This is a genomic window from Limnovirga soli, from assembly GCF_013106755.1.
Lineage (GTDB): Bacteria > Bacteroidota > Bacteroidia > Chitinophagales > Chitinophagaceae > Limnovirga > Limnovirga soli.
The window spans coordinates 143432-159958 of the sequence record NZ_WHPF01000009.1; the positions used below are offsets into that span (position 1 = coordinate 143432).

12 protein-coding genes are annotated in these 16527 nt (G+C 39.1%); 4 read left to right on the forward strand and 8 right to left on the reverse strand.

The genetic code is table 11. The features are described from left to right. The first annotated feature begins 71 nt into the window (after window positions 1-71). Complete coding sequence (locus GD597_RS13840; RefSeq protein WP_171608469.1) at window positions 72-464, forward strand: hypothetical protein; 393 nt, start codon at window positions 72-74, stop codon at window positions 462-464. A 39-nt stretch (window positions 465-503) separates the two neighbouring features. Here GD597_RS13840 and GD597_RS13845 read toward each other — a convergent pair whose 3' ends face one another. From GD597_RS13845 to GD597_RS13860, 4 genes are all read right to left on the reverse strand, one after another. Further along, a complete protein-coding gene (locus tag GD597_RS13845; protein ID WP_171608470.1) occupies window positions 504-1022 on the reverse strand; it encodes a hypothetical protein in 519 nt (172 codons plus the stop codon). 142 nt (window positions 1023-1164) lie between these two features. Further along, a complete protein-coding gene (locus GD597_RS13850) occupies window positions 1165-3000 on the reverse strand; it encodes an alpha-amylase family glycosyl hydrolase (protein ID WP_171608471.1) in 1836 nt (611 codons plus the stop codon). 144 nt (window positions 3001-3144) lie between these two features. After that, complete coding sequence (locus GD597_RS13855) at window positions 3145-4086, reverse strand: alpha/beta hydrolase (RefSeq protein WP_171608472.1); 942 nt, start codon at window positions 4084-4086, stop codon at window positions 3145-3147. Window positions 4087-4213: 127 nt separating this feature from the next. After that, the gene (locus GD597_RS13860; protein ID WP_171608473.1) at window positions 4214-5299 is read right to left on the reverse strand and encodes an aromatic ring-hydroxylating oxygenase subunit alpha; all 1086 of its coding nucleotides are present in this window, start codon (window positions 5297-5299) and stop codon (window positions 4214-4216) included. Window positions 5300-5623: 324 nt separating this feature from the next. On the opposite strand from GD597_RS13860, the gene GD597_RS13865 reads away from it, so the two are divergent. After that, entirely contained in the window at window positions 5624-8332 is a 2709-nt protein-coding gene (locus tag GD597_RS13865) for a TonB-dependent receptor (protein WP_171608474.1), read from the forward strand. Window positions 8333-8644: 312 nt separating this feature from the next. On the opposite strand, the gene GD597_RS13870 is transcribed toward GD597_RS13865, so the two are convergent. After that, window positions 8645-9253: a hypothetical protein gene (locus GD597_RS13870; protein WP_171608475.1), complete on the reverse strand. Its 609-nt coding sequence runs from the start codon at window positions 9251-9253 to the stop codon at window positions 8645-8647. Window positions 9254-9461: 208 nt separating this feature from the next. Here GD597_RS13870 and GD597_RS13875 point away from each other — a divergent pair, with 208 nt between their 5' ends. Both GD597_RS13875 and GD597_RS13880 read left to right on the forward strand, forming a co-directional pair. Then, window positions 9462-10931, forward strand: coding sequence for an oligosaccharide flippase family protein (locus tag GD597_RS13875; protein ID WP_171608476.1), 1470 nt, complete (start codon window positions 9462-9464; stop codon window positions 10929-10931). A gap of 322 nt (window positions 10932-11253) precedes the next feature. Further along, window positions 11254-11931 (forward strand): 2-C-methyl-D-erythritol 4-phosphate cytidylyltransferase, encoded by a 678-nt coding sequence (locus GD597_RS13880; protein ID WP_171608477.1) that lies wholly within the window; start codon window positions 11254-11256, stop codon window positions 11929-11931. Here the strand turns inward: GD597_RS13880 and GD597_RS13885 are convergent. From GD597_RS13885 to GD597_RS13895, 3 genes are all read right to left on the reverse strand, one after another. Then, window positions 11920-12828: a hypothetical protein gene (locus tag GD597_RS13885; protein ID WP_171608478.1), complete on the reverse strand. Its 909-nt coding sequence runs from the start codon at window positions 12826-12828 to the stop codon at window positions 11920-11922. The two genes, GD597_RS13880 and GD597_RS13885, sit on opposite strands and share 12 nt — an antisense overlap. Before the next feature lie 2 nt (window positions 12829-12830). Next, window positions 12831-15665, reverse strand: a complete 2835-nt coding sequence (locus GD597_RS13890) for a M1 family metallopeptidase (RefSeq protein ID WP_171608479.1) — start codon at window positions 15663-15665, stop codon at window positions 12831-12833. A 150-nt stretch (window positions 15666-15815) separates the two neighbouring features. After that, window positions 15816-16364 (reverse strand): DUF4136 domain-containing protein, encoded by a 549-nt coding sequence (locus GD597_RS13895; RefSeq protein WP_171608480.1) that lies wholly within the window; start codon window positions 16362-16364, stop codon window positions 15816-15818. Window positions 16365-16527: the final 163 nt, after the last annotated feature.

Sequence of the window (16527 nt, forward strand, 5' to 3'; positions counted from 1 at the left end):
CTGTAAAGCTGACGAGTATCATATTTTATGCAATAAAGCTATGTCAACTTTGTAGTAGCAATTTCTTCCACATGCGATCTTATTTAATCACCATAAAAGATTCGGCTACTTTTAAAGAAGGTGCACTGCCGGAAGAAGGTATTTTAAGATCGCATAATAATACGAATTGGTATAACAGGATGTACAAATGGATGGAAATTCAGGAGTGTAGGCAACCATTGTGGGTTAAAATAGAATTGCTGATTAGTTTAGGTTGCATGTTTCCATTGGCAGCTTTTGCCATAGTTGCAGCCGGTGAAAATAATATTGCTTTTTGGATGCTTTCAGTTAGCGCTAATGTACCCTTATGGGTAGCTATGCTGGCTGCAAAACCTCCTAAATATACCTTGCCTCTTATGTTTGCTGCCGCCATTATTGAAAGTATAGTAATACTAACCTGTGTTGTTTTGTTTATGGCAAAATAATATAAACAACCCTAAGAAATGAAAAAGAGTTAGCCAACGCTAACTCTTTTCTTTTTCTGTATTTTGCTCCTGAAGTATGCTTTGTTTGGTGGTGCATCTTTCTATATCTGCCTGATAATCTTTTATTTTATCGTTACTAATACTGTTGATGATGGCTTTTTTATAAAATGCAATGGCCGAGTCGTATTGGCTTTGAATTTCCTGCATCATGCCAAAACGGTAATATACCCATGCCTTATCTATGGTAACAATGGTTAAGCTTTTATCAAGCAGGCTTTTTAGCTCATCAAATTTTTCAAGATCAATATATAAGCCTGCCAGGTGAAAATACGGGTGCGGATACAGCGGGTCTGCCTGAATAGCTGCTTTTAAATGCATTTCGGCTTTTTCATAATTATCAAACTGTGTTCTAAAAATCCAGCCTAATGAATTGTGTGCTGGTGCAAAGCCCGGCTCCTCGTATAAAATGGATTCATATTTTTGAAAAGCTTCATGATAATTGCTGTTGCGAATATCTGCTTCTGCTTCAAGATAAGTTTGTTCTGCCTGTGTAGTCATATTTCCTCTTTTTACAATGCCGTAAGGTAAGTATTCGTCGTTGTTTTATGTTTTTTTGCTGCCATATAATCCGAACCCTGAACCGAGCGTGGCAAGTAAAGCTGCATGCTTGTACCGGCGCCAGGCTAATAAAACGGCTGTTTTACTGTATTTTTTTTAACACCGCACTGCTTAAAGTTGGAAGGCTACAACTGTTGCCGCTTATTGTTTTATTGGTTAACAGGTTTAAATAAGTGGCTTTGGCAGGCAACGTAAATGTTTTTGTGCTTTTCTCCAGATTAAACAACACAATTATTTCATCGGTGTCATTATACCTTTTGTACGAGAGCATTTTACCGCTGGCAGTAAGAAATGCAATATCACCATTGCTAAGTACAGGGTTATTGGCACGAATGGCAGTTAACTTTTTATACCAATCAAACTGTTGCTGGTTAAAACCTACTTTATCGTACACCGCCGGGCCAGGTTGAAAATTGTTTCTGTTTTCTGGCTGAAAGCTATATTCCTTCCACCATAAGGGTTTGCGGGGGTGTGGATCATCGCCGCCCCACATGCCCATTTCTTCGCCATTCCATATTTGCGGTGCACCAACCGTGGTAAATAAATGCACCAGATAAAGACGTAAACGGGTATAGGTTTCTGCATCTGGCTTGCCGGTTTTATAGGCGGCATCGCTATTGGGAGTGGCGTTGTATTTGTATTTATTGGTATTATAGAAATCGCTGAGCAGCCTGGGGGCATCGTGGGTGGAAGACACATTCATCATGGCATACCGGTTGTCTTTTATAAGGCGGTTCCATTGAAATTCAAGGCTGTCTTTAAACTGAGCTGCATCAATTTCGTAACTGGTTTTGGCAAAGAAATACCGGGCAGGGCGGTAAGCCTGGTAAAACATAACGGCATCAAATACATCGCCTTTGGTATAAGGGGTGGGGTCCATTAAATGATCTGGCCAGCTTTCCCACCATATTTCGCCAATTAAATAGGCATTGGGCTGAATGCCACGTACATAGGTTCTAAAATCTCTCCAAAAGCCCATTCCAATTTGGTCGGCCACATCTAAGCGAAAACCGTCAATACCATTTGCGGTAATACCATTGGGCGATAGCCAGCGTTTGGTAACATCGAAAATGTGTTTTTTAGCTCCGCTATTGATATTGCCTTCGTAGGGGAAACCATTCACTTTTGGGGTGGTGATATCTACTTTTTTCCATTCGGGCAGGCTGGGAATATTGAGCCAGCCGGTATATGAAAATTCATTTTGTGGTGTAGCAGGATCGTCAAAACTATTGATGGAATACCAATCTTTATAAGGTGATTGCTGTTGATGTTTTAAAATATCCTGCCAGGCCCAGAACAGGATACCGGTATGATTCCAGGAATAATCCATAATTATTTTCATGCCCCGTTTGTGTACTTCCTGCACTAATTGCAGAAATAATTTATCGGCTGCTGTCCACTGCCATGTTGCAGGATCAACGGGGTTTTCGGCGGCTATTATTTTATTATCACCTATGGGGTCGGGGCCAAAATTTACATCAATATGGTGGTAGTTGCGGGCATCGTATTTATGCAGCGAGGGCGCATCGTTTAGCGGATTAATAAACAGTGCATTTACGCCCAGGTTTTGCAGATAATCCAGTTTATTGATCACGCCCTGTAAATCGCCGCCATACCGGCGGTATTGTACTGTTTCCTGAAAAGGTTTGTCTTTTTCCCAGGTATCGTGGCCATACCATTCCATGGTCCATGGGGTAACTGCCCAATTATCGGGAACGATATTTTCTGTAGGAATGCTGATATTCTCCCTTTTAGGATCGTTAGTAGGATCGCCGTTATTAAAACGCTCTACAAATATCTGATACCAGATGGCTTGTTTGCTCCATTCCGGTGGTTTTGTAAATGGGGTATTTTCCTGTGCCATTAAAGTATGCAAGCTGATTGATAGGATGAATACAAAACATATTTTTTTGAACATACAACTATTTTAAAAATGAAATACAATGGTAATAAATGATAGTTTTTGCGTTACTGGTTTTTGTTGAATAGCATTGTTGTTGTACAAGTGTGCGACGCAAGTAAAGCTACATAGTTTATAGGTTGCCTGGCCCATATAAAATTATTATTTAGCGCTTTTGTTGCCCAATAAAAAAGTGATTGGTATATAAAATCTTTTGGCCCAGGCTGTTTCTGAATGATTCTCGCCTGTAAATTCCCGGGTCATCCAATTCTTAGATGAATAGCCTCCGGCTTTCATTATAATATCTGCTTGTTGCTGATAGGGTTTGTACATGCTATCCAATGTGGCACTGCCATAATCAAAATAAATCTTATGTGTTTTTGGCGATGGAAGGTGCTGCTGCAAATAGTGTAAAAATGCATTGGGTATGGGATTGTTTTCGGTGCTAAAAATGCCTGGCCAATGGGTGGATAAACAGGCAGCACCGCCAAATACTTCAGGATACTCGCAAATAGCATACATAGAAATTAAACCACCCATACTAGAGCCTGCAATAAAAGTGTTGCTTCGGTTGGATAAGGTGGCAAAAGCACTGTCTATAAAGGGTTTTAGCTCTTTTACCAAAAAGCGCAGGTAATTGTCTGATTGTACGACGGTGCCAAATAAAGCGGTTTCTTTATTGCGTTTTGCCTGTGTAAGCAGCGAGTCTCTATAGGCGGCAGGCAAAGCTTCAAAAGGTTTTTGCGGAAAATAATCGGAGTGCCTGTTTTTGCCTGAATTATATACCGCAACTACTATGCAATTTTTTATTAGATGTTGTTGCATTAGCTGGCCAAAGGTCTCATCCACACCCCATTCTTTGTGGTTCCAGGTGGTGGTAGAATCAAAAAGCATTTGCCCATCGTGCATATATAAAACGGCATATTTTTTTTGGGAAGTATAGCCATCTGGTAGCCATACATCTACATTGCGGGGTTCCAGATAAACAGAAGAAAATTGTTCATAGTGTATCATCTTCCCCGATGCCAATTGCGCAAAGGATTGTTGTGTGTTTGCAACAAAAAAAATGCATGTAAATACCAAAAAAATAAACTGTTTTTTCATAAACAAAATGTAAAATGATAGTTGTTTTTTTTGAGCCAGGCAGTATAGCTGCAGGCAACTTTACTTGCGTCGCACTCTTGTACTGTTGCCTATATGGCAACCAATAAAAATACAAACACCGGTAGTTTTATTGTTCCATAAAGCTGGCAATTAAAGAATGAAAATGGTGTGTACCTTTTTCATGTTTTACTGAGTAGCGGCCATGTTTATAAAACCGTGAACGCACCCCAATTTGTACCTGTTCTACCACTTCCTCATCTTCCATTTCAACGGTATCCAATCCACTACCGGCACCGGTATTTAGTTTAGACGCATCACTAACATAGGTAAGAAAACTCACTTTGGTTTCGCTAATACCTACCGGCTGCACAATATTCAGCGATAAGCCCCAGGGGTAAAAATTAAACATCATATTGGGGAATACCCAGAAATAATAAGCGGCTACCTCTTTACCATAATCCGGTGAAGTAGCTGGCAGTTCAAAACATACATCGCCCTTTTTGCCAATACCCAATTGCAGGTTACTATACCTGAAAATTTCTGTGGTATATTCTCCAAAATCCAATACAGCGTTCAGTCCTGCATGTACAAAGGGAATATGAAAACCTTCCAAATAATTTTCACAATACAAAGCCCAATTGGCCTTTACCATAAAATCCCGTGAAAGATCCTCCCGAAACACCAGCTTATCAATAGGAAACCAATCAATACGTTGCATCATATCTGCAAAAAAAGCCTCCTGGGTTAATGATTGTTGTAAACTGGTGAACAATAGGCTACCCCAGTTAAATAAGGGCAGTTGGGTTAGGTTATCAGCTACAGTAGGAAAATCATTTACCTCTTTAAACTCTGGCATAGAAATAAAACTGCCATCCAGGTTAAATAATCTGCCATGGTATTTACAGCGTAGTTGGGCAATATTACAAGGTTCATTCACCATTAAATTGCCCCTGTGGGTACAAACATTACTAATACACTTAAGTTCACCGGCTTTGTCTTTGGTAAGTAATAATGGCTCATCTATATAGCCGGGGAGTAGTACAAAGGGGTGTGCGGCACCCGGGTTGCCAACCTGTTGGCTATCGCCTGCAAATTGCCAGGTACGGGCAAATATTTTTTCTTTGGATGCTTGAAAGCAATCGACGCTTGTATAAAACTCAGTTGAAATGGTTTTTGCGTTGGCAATATCGGGATGAATAAAAAAACGAGACATGCGTTAGAATTTATATGTTTTACACGACCAAGGTAGCTGCTTTTTTAGCCCAGCAAACCAAATCTTAACTGAATATCTATATCAGCGAATATATTTCAGTGCCATCATAAAAATGTGGGAACATTAAAAAATGATGAAAAAATTGGGCAATATTTTCCATATATATGGTAATGTTGAATGTATTCAAAGTAAATCGGACATAACACCCTACCTGATTCTTTGCTTGGTTATAATTATTTAATTTTAATTTAACACTGTGTTAACTCAATAGTTTAATGCGTACATTTAACACCATAACTGCTTTTATTCACCAAACAATCAATTATGACAAAACTTACATCTGTTATTGCATTTTTGGCAATGCTATTCCTTGCACCAGTATTAGTGCATGCTCAGGGTACCGTTAGCGGTACCGTAACGGCAAACGGAAAGCCTATCGAAAATGTTAGCGTAGTAATTACAAAAGGAGGCGGTACCACTACCGACAAAGATGGTAAATATGAATTTAGCGTTCCGGCCGGAACCTATACCATCACCTTTTCGAATATAGGATTTGCAGCACAATCTGTAAATTTTACCCTTACCAATGGCCAAAAGAAAGTGATTGATATTATTATGCTGGAAAGCAACCAGAATCTGCAGGATATTATGGTAGTTGGTACCCGTTCCATGCCAAGATCTTCTGTTACCACCGCTTTACCGGTAGATAATATTGATGCAGCTTCCCTAAAAACTACGGGCCAGCAGACGTTTGATAAAACATTACAATACAGGGTACCTTCTTTTAATACCGTAAACACACCGGTAAATGATGCTACCACACTACTAGACCCATATGAAATCAGGAACCTCGGCCCAAGCCGTACCTTGATATTGGTTAATGGTAAAAGGAAAAACTTAAGTTCTTTATTATACGTGCAGTTTTCACCTGGTAGAGGTGAAACGGGTTCAGATCTTTCTGCCATACCTGTAGATGCCATTAAAAGCGTAGAAATTTTACGTGATGGTGCTTCTGCCCAATATGGTTCTGATGCGATTGCAGGTGTTATGAATGTAATTTTAAAAGACAGATACCAATACAGCTCCTTAAATATCAGCGGTGGCGGTACCAGCAGCGGCGATGGCGGTACTTATGGCGTTTCTTTTAACAGCGGTAGCAATTTTGCCGGCAAAGGGTTTATTAATTATACAGTGGCATTTAATCAGCAAGACAATGCTATCCGTTCTGGTATTGTAGATGTACCAACTGAAATTGCCACTTTTGGTGGGGATGCACAAACTGATCAGCAGATAAAAGATTATCTGGCAAAATACCCAACAGCCAATAATGAAAACGGAACCGGTGCAACCACCGCTGCCAAGTTTGTTTATAACCTGGGTATTCCAATTGGAGAGAACGCCCAGTTTTACAGTAATGCTGCCTATGTTGCCAAAAAAGTATTTAGTAATGCCAACTATAGAACGCCTTATTGGAGAAGTGATCTTGGTTTACTACACCCGGCAGGAACTGAATATATTGGTTACGAGCCCACTTTTGAGGGCGACCTGAACGATTATAATGCAACTGTTGGTATTAAAAATGTAAACAATGGCTGGAAACAGGATATCAGCATTACTGTTGGTGGTAACCAACAGTTGTATGCAGTAAATAATACCTTGAACAGATCGTTGGGTACTGCCAGTCCAACCTCATTTAAACCGGGTGGTTTCAACTTTAGTAATGTTATTGGAAACATAGACGTTTCTAAAAGTGTTACTGATAATTTTGCCATAGGTTTTGGTACAGAGGTTAGAAAAGAAACCTATAAAATTATTGCCGGCGATACCGCATCATATTCTGGTGAAGGTGCCAACTCATTCCCTGGTATACGCCAGGAAAATGCAAGCATTAACACCCGTTTTAATATGGGTGCTTATCTGGATGCCAGCTGGGATTTATCTAAAGCCTTTATGGTAAACGGTACCGTAAGGGGCGAAAAGTATAGCGATTTTGGTAGTGCTTTTGTATGGAAATTATCTTCCCGTTTAAAACTTTCAGGAGACAATCTGGTATTAAGGGGTTCTGCCTCAACCGGTTTCCGGGCACCTACCTTACATCAAATCTATGCACAGTCTACACAAGCTTCTTTTGTGGGTGGTACCATTCAGTTATCAGGCTTGTTTAATAATACCAGCAAACAGGCTTTTGCTTTAGGTATTCCGGCACTTAAGCCCGAAAAATCTGAAAACTACACCGTAGGTCTTGGTGTTAAAGTATCTAAAGATTTCAGCTTTACTTTAGACTATTATAATATCACCATTAAGGACAGGATTGTATATAGTTCTTCTATTTCTTCCAGCGATCCTAACAGCCAGCTGGGCCAAATACTTACTGCTGCAGGTGTTAAAAACATTCAGTTCTTTATCAATGGTATTAAAACAAATACACAGGGTTTAGACTTTGTGGCCAGTTATAAAAATATCAATGTTGGTAAGGGCAAAATGGTGTTAAACCTGGCAGGTAATTATAACCTTGCCAATAAAATTCTGGGTAGCCCTCAGGATCCTCAGGCTATCAAAGATGGTGGTTCTTCTATCTTAAATACCCAAATCAAATCTTTGTTAACCGAAAGCAGACCAGTATATAAATTTATTGGCGGTGTTGATTATAATGTTAGCAAATGGAATTTTAACCTGAATAATACCTTGTTTGGTCCTAACTATTTCCGCGATTTGGATAATGGCGGTTCTGATATGGAAAATATCAGACAGGCATTTATTCCTAAAGTAGTTACTGATTTAAATATTGGCTATAATTTCTCCAGCAAAGTAGCAGCTAATTTTACCGTAAACAATATTTTTAATGTATTGCCCGAGTGGAAATTGGAAGCTTTAAATGCTGATGGACAAGCAGTTTTAGATGATCCTGAAGCTAAAAACCTGTTAGAAGGTTTCTTATGTTTCAGTGGCCGGTACCGTATACTTGGTTATAATGGTTCTCATTTTAGCCAGTTAGGCACCACGTTTAATGCAACTCTTACTTTCAAGTTCTAAGTAAGTAATATATATCTAAAAGGCCGGCATTCTACAATGAATGCCGGCCTTTTTTTTGCCTGAATTAAATCATAAATATATCTTCTGGCTGTTTACACCTGCGTGCAATTACCGCCGTACAAGTGTGCGACGCAAGTAAAGCCTTATTTGTATTGCATTGCCAGGCTCAAAAAACTATTTCGCTGTATTTATAAAATTGTGTTGGGCGTGCCCCTGCGGGTCGGGCTTTTCGCTGCAAGTCCTCGGCGCAATTGCCGGGGCGGCGTTTGCGCCTGTGGGCTTTACACTGCAATCCCTCACGCAATGCAGGTATTAATTTCTGTTTTGTAATTTAATCAGCATATCCTGCAAGCCAACCATTCTTGTAGAGTCGCTTATAATGCTGTTTTCTGTTTCCAGTTTTTGTTTAAGAATATCTGCCAGTTTTTTTCTTTGCTTATCTAATTGCTTGGTTAAATCGTTTATAGATTGCAACACGTTGTATTTTTCAAAGGCGTTGGTGCGTAAAAAATCCGCAAATTTTTTCAGTCCGCTCCATTGTTTGCTATCGGGTGTAATAAAGGTATTATAGCCAGTAGCAGCGGCAATATATATGGTAGCGGCATCGGTACCTTTTTGTTTTTTGCTGTCCACTACAAAATAAAAATCCAGGTATTCCTGCATATAATCTACTTTGGCCCGCTTAAACAATACATAGGGCAACCCTTTTTTTATTAAAAAACCTTTGCCTTTTTCTTTGGCAATATGCATACTGTCAAAATAATAATCAAGGGCATCTTTCACCGTGCCTTCGGTCATGTTAACTTCCATATAAATGGCTGGCTGGTTAATGGTATCAATCATTACCCGGCTATCTGTTTGCGCAAAAGAAACCCTGGTTGCCAGTAATAAAATAAACACCGGTAACAGTTTTGTTCTCATAAAGCTTGTTTTAAATGAAAGATAATACAAAAAGCTACAAAAAATAAAATTGAAAATTAAGGGTAACCCCGGTTTCCTAACTACCCAAAAACATTTTATGCCAAATAGGATATAATTATGCAAAAGTGCTTTATAACAGATGGCTAAGCTTTATTTTTGTTGAAAGTTTATACTATTGAGCAGCATAAAGAAATTGGCCGGTCAAACAATGTGGTACGGATTAAGCAGCATTGCGGCAAGGTTTATTAATTACCTGTTAACGCCACTGCTTACCTATAACCTGGCCGAGAAAAGCGATTATGGAAAAATTGGCCTTATTTATTCTGCCATTCCCATTCTTAATATCATTTTTACTTACGGCTTTGAAACGGCCTATTTTCGTTTTGCAGCCAAAGACGAGAATAAGAAAGATATTTATAGCACCGCTGCATTATCGCTGTTTTTTTCCACTATTTTGTTTACTGCCATACTATGGATAAATCAACAGGCTTATGGTAATATTGTGGGGCTGTCAGATTTTCCATCCATCATACAAATCAGCATTTTTATTATTGCATTTGATGCATTAAGTATTATTCCATTTGCCCGCCTAAGGCAGGAAGGCCGGCCCCGCAAATTTGCTTTTATAAAAATTGCAGGTATATTCATCAACATTTTTTTTACCTGGTTTTTTATTGTGTATTGTCCTCAGCATGTTACCCCAAAAAGCAATAGCATTTTTTTGCTGGTGTATAATAAAAATACCAATCCGGTGGTATATGTAATGCTGGCAAATCTGCTGCAGGCAGTTTTTACTTTGGTGCTGCTGGGCAGTGAAATAAAAGCCATCCGTTTTAATTTTAATACCCGCCTTTGGAAACAAATGATGCTCTATTCTATGCCGCTGATTATTGCCGGCATGGGTGGTATGATTAATGAAACATTCGACAGGTTAATGTTGCGTTGGTGGCTGCCTGGCAACGTGCAATACCGCGAAGAACAAATTGGCATTTATAATGCCTGTTATAAATTATCTATTTTAATTTCTTTGTTTATACAGGCTTTCAGGCTGGGCGCAGAGCCCTTCTTTTTTAAACAGGCGCAGGAAGGCAATGCTCCAAAAACCTATGCAAGGGTGATGAAATTTTTTGTAATTACTGTGTGTTGTGTTTTTCTGTTAATAACACTGTTTATTCCCGTTTGGCGTTGGTTTATAAAAGATGTGTATTGGGATGGTCTGGCCATTGTGCCCGTGCTGGTACTGGCCAATATGTGCCTTGGTGTGTATTATAATTTAAGCATCTGGTACAAGGTAACCAACAATACCATGGCCGGTGCCACCATTACTATAATTGGTGCGGCAATTACCTGTGTAATAAACTATTTTTTTATACCCCGCTATAGTTTTGTAGCCAGTGCCTGGGCAACTTTTGCCTGCTATGCCAGCATGATGCTGATTAGTTATTTATGGGGCCAAAAAAAATATTATGTGCCCTATGCCTGGAAAAAACTATTGGCCTATACCGTAATTGTAATAGCACTATTCTTTATGCATAAAGGTATTCTTGCGTATAGTAATAGTATTTTACTCAGCCTGGTAACCGGAGTGGTATTCACGTTATTGTTTTTGGCTTTTGTAATTCGTATAGAGCGTAAAGAGTTTCAGCAATTTCCTGTAATTGGTAAGTTTATAAAGTAAATGTTGGGCCGGGCAATATAGGTGCTATGATGCATCAGTTGCGTCGCACTCTTGTACGGTTGAATATTTATCAGCACTATCCAAACTATTTAAAGTATATTCTTTCTTATTTATTGGTCTTATTTATGTTGCATAAGTTTGTTCCTGGTGCACTTGTAACTGTATGGAATATGCGCTTTTAGTTTTGTGATATCCTTGCTGCCATGAAACCCGAACCCTGAACCGAGCGTGGCAAGTAAAGCCCAATTAAAGTACCTGCAGCCGGCTACCAAAAAATAAACAGCCTGCTGTTAGATGGCATTTATTTCTTTTCTTTGAATACATGAAAAAATACGCAATTATTGTAGCCGGCGGCGCCGGTACAAGAATGGGTTATGCCACACCAAAACAATTTTTACTGCTAAAAGATAAACCTGTATTGTGGTATACAATTGATGCTTTTATCCGCGCTTTTGATGATATGCAAATTATTCTGGTATTACCCGAAGCACATTTTGCCAAGGGCCGTGGTATAATTGCACTTTTTAATTATACAGATAGGATTACCATGACCAATGGCGGCAATACCCGCTTTGAATCAGTAAAAAAAGGATTGGCTTTGGTAAAGGAAGCATCTATTGTTTTTGTACACGATGGGGTTAGGTGCCTGGTAAGTGTACCTTTAATTCAGCGTTGCTGTAACCAGGCTTTACTAAAAGGCAGTGCCGTGCCGGCAGTAGCTGCTACAGATAGTATTAGAATTGTAAAAGATGGAAAACATGTGGTAGAAGACAGGCTGCAGGTGCGTATTATACAAACACCTCAAACCTTTTTAAGCAGCATTATTTTACCGGCATTTGAACAACCTTATCAGGAAAGTTTTACCGATGAAGCTACTGTGGTGGAAGCTGCCGGAAACGAAGTGTTTTTAACCGATGGCGAATACGATAACATTAAAATAACCCGCCCGGTTGATTTGGTAGTGGCAGAGCGTATGATAGAAGAAAGATCATCGCTTTAACAGGTTTAAAGGAAATGGTAAACGGTTAATATGGATGCTGCTATAAGGTTGATTTACAGCGCCAAATTTTTCGTAAAAGCTTTGAATACCCGGAATGTCTGACCCTTCAAAATCAAACACATAATTGCTGGCAGCAAATTCCTTAAATACATTATCCAACAGCCAATAATTTGCTGAGCTGTTTCTGCCTGCAGTTGTAGTGCTGTTCATAATATTATAGATCCTGTTTTGATATTGTATAAGCAATACAATGGCCAGTACTTCATTTTTTTCATTTAAAACCTGCCGCGAAATAAGTTGGTTTGCGCCATCCAGTGTATGGCACAATAGCCTGAATGAATCATAATCTGCCGGGGTAACATGTGGTGTTTTATGATGATATAATTCCTGAAAAATTTGGGTAGCATTGGAATAAGATGCTGTTGCATATTGCAAGTCCTCTTTTGCTGCTTTTTTTATATTCTGCTGCACATCTTTACTATATGCTGCACTGATTATTTCATAAGCAGGTTGCAGGGGTAAAATGTAGTTATGGTGTACGTTTGCTGCCCACTCTGCTGTTGTGGTGCCATAATTAAATGCATAATCGCCATACTGCACAAATTGCTCTAAAGCCTGTATAAATTCTTCTTCTAAACCCGGCTGCAGTTGTTTGGCATATATACCAAGTTGTTGTGTAAATGGCATAGTATAACAATAGCGGATACCCAATTTCTTTCTCCAAACCACGGGCATTACGGCTTCGTAATTATTTAATACCAAACCATGCCAGCTGTCGGCCATTTGTTGCAGCCAGGTGCTGGTGGCATATACCATGGGATTTTTACTTTGGGCAATACAAACATCCCATTGATGGTAATTTATCTCCGACGATGGTATAATAGTTATGGCAGACATACTTATAATGGTAGTTCCCGACTTATATTATTGGGCCTGAGTGCAGATAAGTTGATATTAAAAGATACCGTTTTCCAAAAGCGTTTATCTCCAAGTGTGGATTTATAGTAGTCACCATACACTTTGCTATACAGTAAGGGAAAATAAATATTAATGCCATCCTTTAGCAACGATAATTGTAACCCTGCATCATATACAAAACGGCCACTTGCGGCATTATCCTGCCAGGCCTCACTATAGGTGCCAATATCAAAAAAGAACTTTAATGGTATAGCAACCGGTAAAATGCTCAACGGATTATATTTATCGGGTATATTACCGCTAATATTTAATGCCATTATCCAGTCGTCGGATTTGCCAATTTTATTGCCCAGCAAATCGGTGCCTACTTTAAAAAAGCCATCCCTTTCCATTACCTGCTGACTTTTAAAACCTTCAAATTCATTGCGGCCAATAAAATAATTGCTAAAGGTATAATCCTCATTGCCTTTTGGGGCACTTAGGTTTAAATGATACCTGCCGGTTTCGTAGGCAGATAAAAATGTTTTGGGTGTTAGATACACAAACTTGCCCGCAAAAAAACGGGCATTAATACCTTGTTCGCCATTTTTGTAGTTGAAAAAATAGTTGCCCGTAAAACCAACCCTGATAAATTTACTGCCCTGATCAATAATTAAACGGGCATTGTATGGATAAAGAATCCTGTTGTTTTCATATCCAACCGCTAATTGATTAATTAAGTAAGCGCTTGCTTTTTTATCTAATACATCAAATGTATCTGTTGGGGTGGTGATGGTGGTAAAATCTAATAGATCTTCCTTTAATAAAAAACTTCTGGCCTGTAATACCCATTTGTCTTTTTCCCTAAGGTCTTTATTGTAAATAGTAAGCTTAACAGAAGGCACAATTCTTTGCATGCCCAATATCAATGGCTTGTTATTTCCTGTTTCAAATTGATTAATACTATAGCTAACAGCACTTAATGACGTTTCTAACCACTGTTTTTGGGTAAAACGATTAACTGCTATACGTGCAGCACCATTTAATTTACTACTGCCGGTAGCATATAAAGGGGCTACCAAAAATTGAAATTTTTGTAAGGGTAGCTGGTAATTATGCAAAACAGCACCAATCATTATTTTATCATAACTGTTATAACCAGCAATGGGGGATAAGTTTATATAGTGGTGCTTATTATCTAAACCCGGTATTAGTATTTTTAGCTGGGTGGTTTTTTTAATGGTACTGCTATCCAGCCATCCGGTTTGGTATATTTTATTGAATTGATAGCTAAGGTCTTTGCCGGTAACCCTTTCTGCCACTTGTTTTAAATCAGCAGGCTGCGGGTGTTTAAAGCCATAGTTTTTAAAATACAATTGCATTACCCGGTGCATGGCATCCACACCAATTTCTTTTTCTAATTGCTCAAGCCAGTCTGCGGTTTTTTCATATACTATTGCACCATAATTATTAAAACTGTAGGCTTTACTGGTTAAATCAATGGGTTGGTCTTTATGTAAGGCTATCAGGTTGTTTAATAAAAAATGCGCACCGGCACCATTCAGCCCCGAAAAATCAACACCTTTAATCGCTTTGGTTTCATCAATGGGATAATACCGCTGCCGGTATTTTCGTTCAATAAACGTATTAAAACCTTCATCCATCCAGGCATGGTCTCTTTCGTTGGTTGCAAGTATGGCCTGCAGCCAGTTATGACCCACTTCATGTGCAATGGTGGCATCCAGTTCCATTTCTGTTTCCTCGCACATTAGGGTAATCATGGGGTATTCCATGCTGGTAACACGAAAAAGTTCCTGTGGGCAGCTAACCACGCTAACACTAGGGTAAGGATAATCGCCAAACTGATTGCTATAAAAATGCACGGCCTTTTTTAAAAACTGCATGCTATGGGCATACAATTCAGCATTTTCGGGTAGTATATAACAAAAGGCTTTTACGGTATGCGATGCCAGTTGAATAGTATCGGCTTTTACAATAAACCGTTTATCGGCAAACCACGCAAAATCTGTTACGTTGTTAGCCGTATAAGTAAGTGTTTGCAATTTGCGGGAGGAGGCAACCACAGTTGTTTCCTCTACTTGTTTCTTTGGAAAAAATGGCTTTTTTATTTTATTGCTGTTATTGTCAAATGCGGCGGGTAATACATTGGCGGTGGTTTCTTCCCTGCTTAACAGTAAACCTGTGGCACCCACTTTATAATTGGCAGGCAAGGCAATATGAACCGTATAATCACCAAAATCGTTATAAAATTCTCCCTGATCGGTATAAGGCATGGGGTGCCATCCATGGCTATCATACAATGCTGCTTTAGGGTACCATTGTGTAATCTGATAGCTTTGGCCGGCATGGCCGCCACGCGAAAAATTATAAGGCAACTTTACAAAAAATGGCGTGCTGATAATAGCTTTTGAATGTGGTGCCAGTGGCGTTGGTAATAGTAGTTTTATTATATCAATATGGGCGCTATCCGTTTCAAAAACAGCAGGGGTATTATTCACTTTTATATCCAGCTGATTAATAAAACCCCTTTTATCATCATTCGAAAAATAAAAATCGGTACGGTCGCTGTGTAGTAATTGTTCACTAAAAGTAGTACGGTCGTTTTTATAGGCATTTTGCCAAAGGTGCAAATAAATAAAACCAAGCGTATCCGGAGAGTTATTCAGGTATTCCATTTGTTCAAAACCGGTAAGCGTATTATTTACATCATCCAGTTGTACATTAATGGTATAGTTAACCTGCTGCTGCCAATAGTTTTGCTGACCATTGACCACGGACAATAGTATACTAAAGAATATAAAAAGAAAATATCTCACATGCCAATTTTTAAAATGCAGTCAAGATACTAAAGTAGCTCCAAACAATAAGGGCTATCCTTTTTTTGGGCCAGGCAGCAGGTAGGTAAATGTAGCTTTTCTTGCGTCGCACACTGCATCGTTCGTCCTTTGTGGCAGCAGGGGCAGCGCCTATTTGGTTTTCATTTTGTCGAATATTTTGGCTACCCCTTTTATAATATTGGCGTGTGCTTTTTCATCTTTATCACTTAATACAGATGCTGCTTTGGCGTACCAAACAATGGTATTTAATTTACTATCTACCAGGTCTACCGTAAATGTGCCTTCTTTGTAACGGCCGGTTTCTATTTCTTCACTTTTCCAGGAATAATTACGCTGGCCAATATATTTGGGTGCATCGGTTCTAAAATCGGTTGTGCGTGTTTGGGTTTTTTCCTCTACCACAATTCCAATATTAATTTTTACATCGGGGTTGGTTTTGGTGGGTTCTATGCCCAATGCATGCATTTGTTTGGTAATCTCTTTCTTAATCCAGCCAATGCGGTTGGTGTAGCTTACATCTGTAGGATTATTTATGTCCACATCGTAAAAGGAGAAGGTTTTATAATTGTGTAAGCTGTTGGCCGTATTGTGGCTGGTATCAATAATTCTTACGGTAGAACAGCCATAGCCACTTAGTAGGGCTATTGCTACAATGGCGTATATAATTTTTGTTTTCATGCGTTTTATTTTTTGGTGCAGGTATGGTGTAAATATAATACATCAAGAGAACAATGCACATGGCTATACACCATTGCTATTGTTAAACCGTTAGTTGTTGTTGGGTACAACCTGCATTTATTGCTGCAAAAAGTTGTGTGGTACAAGAGTGCGACGCAAGTAA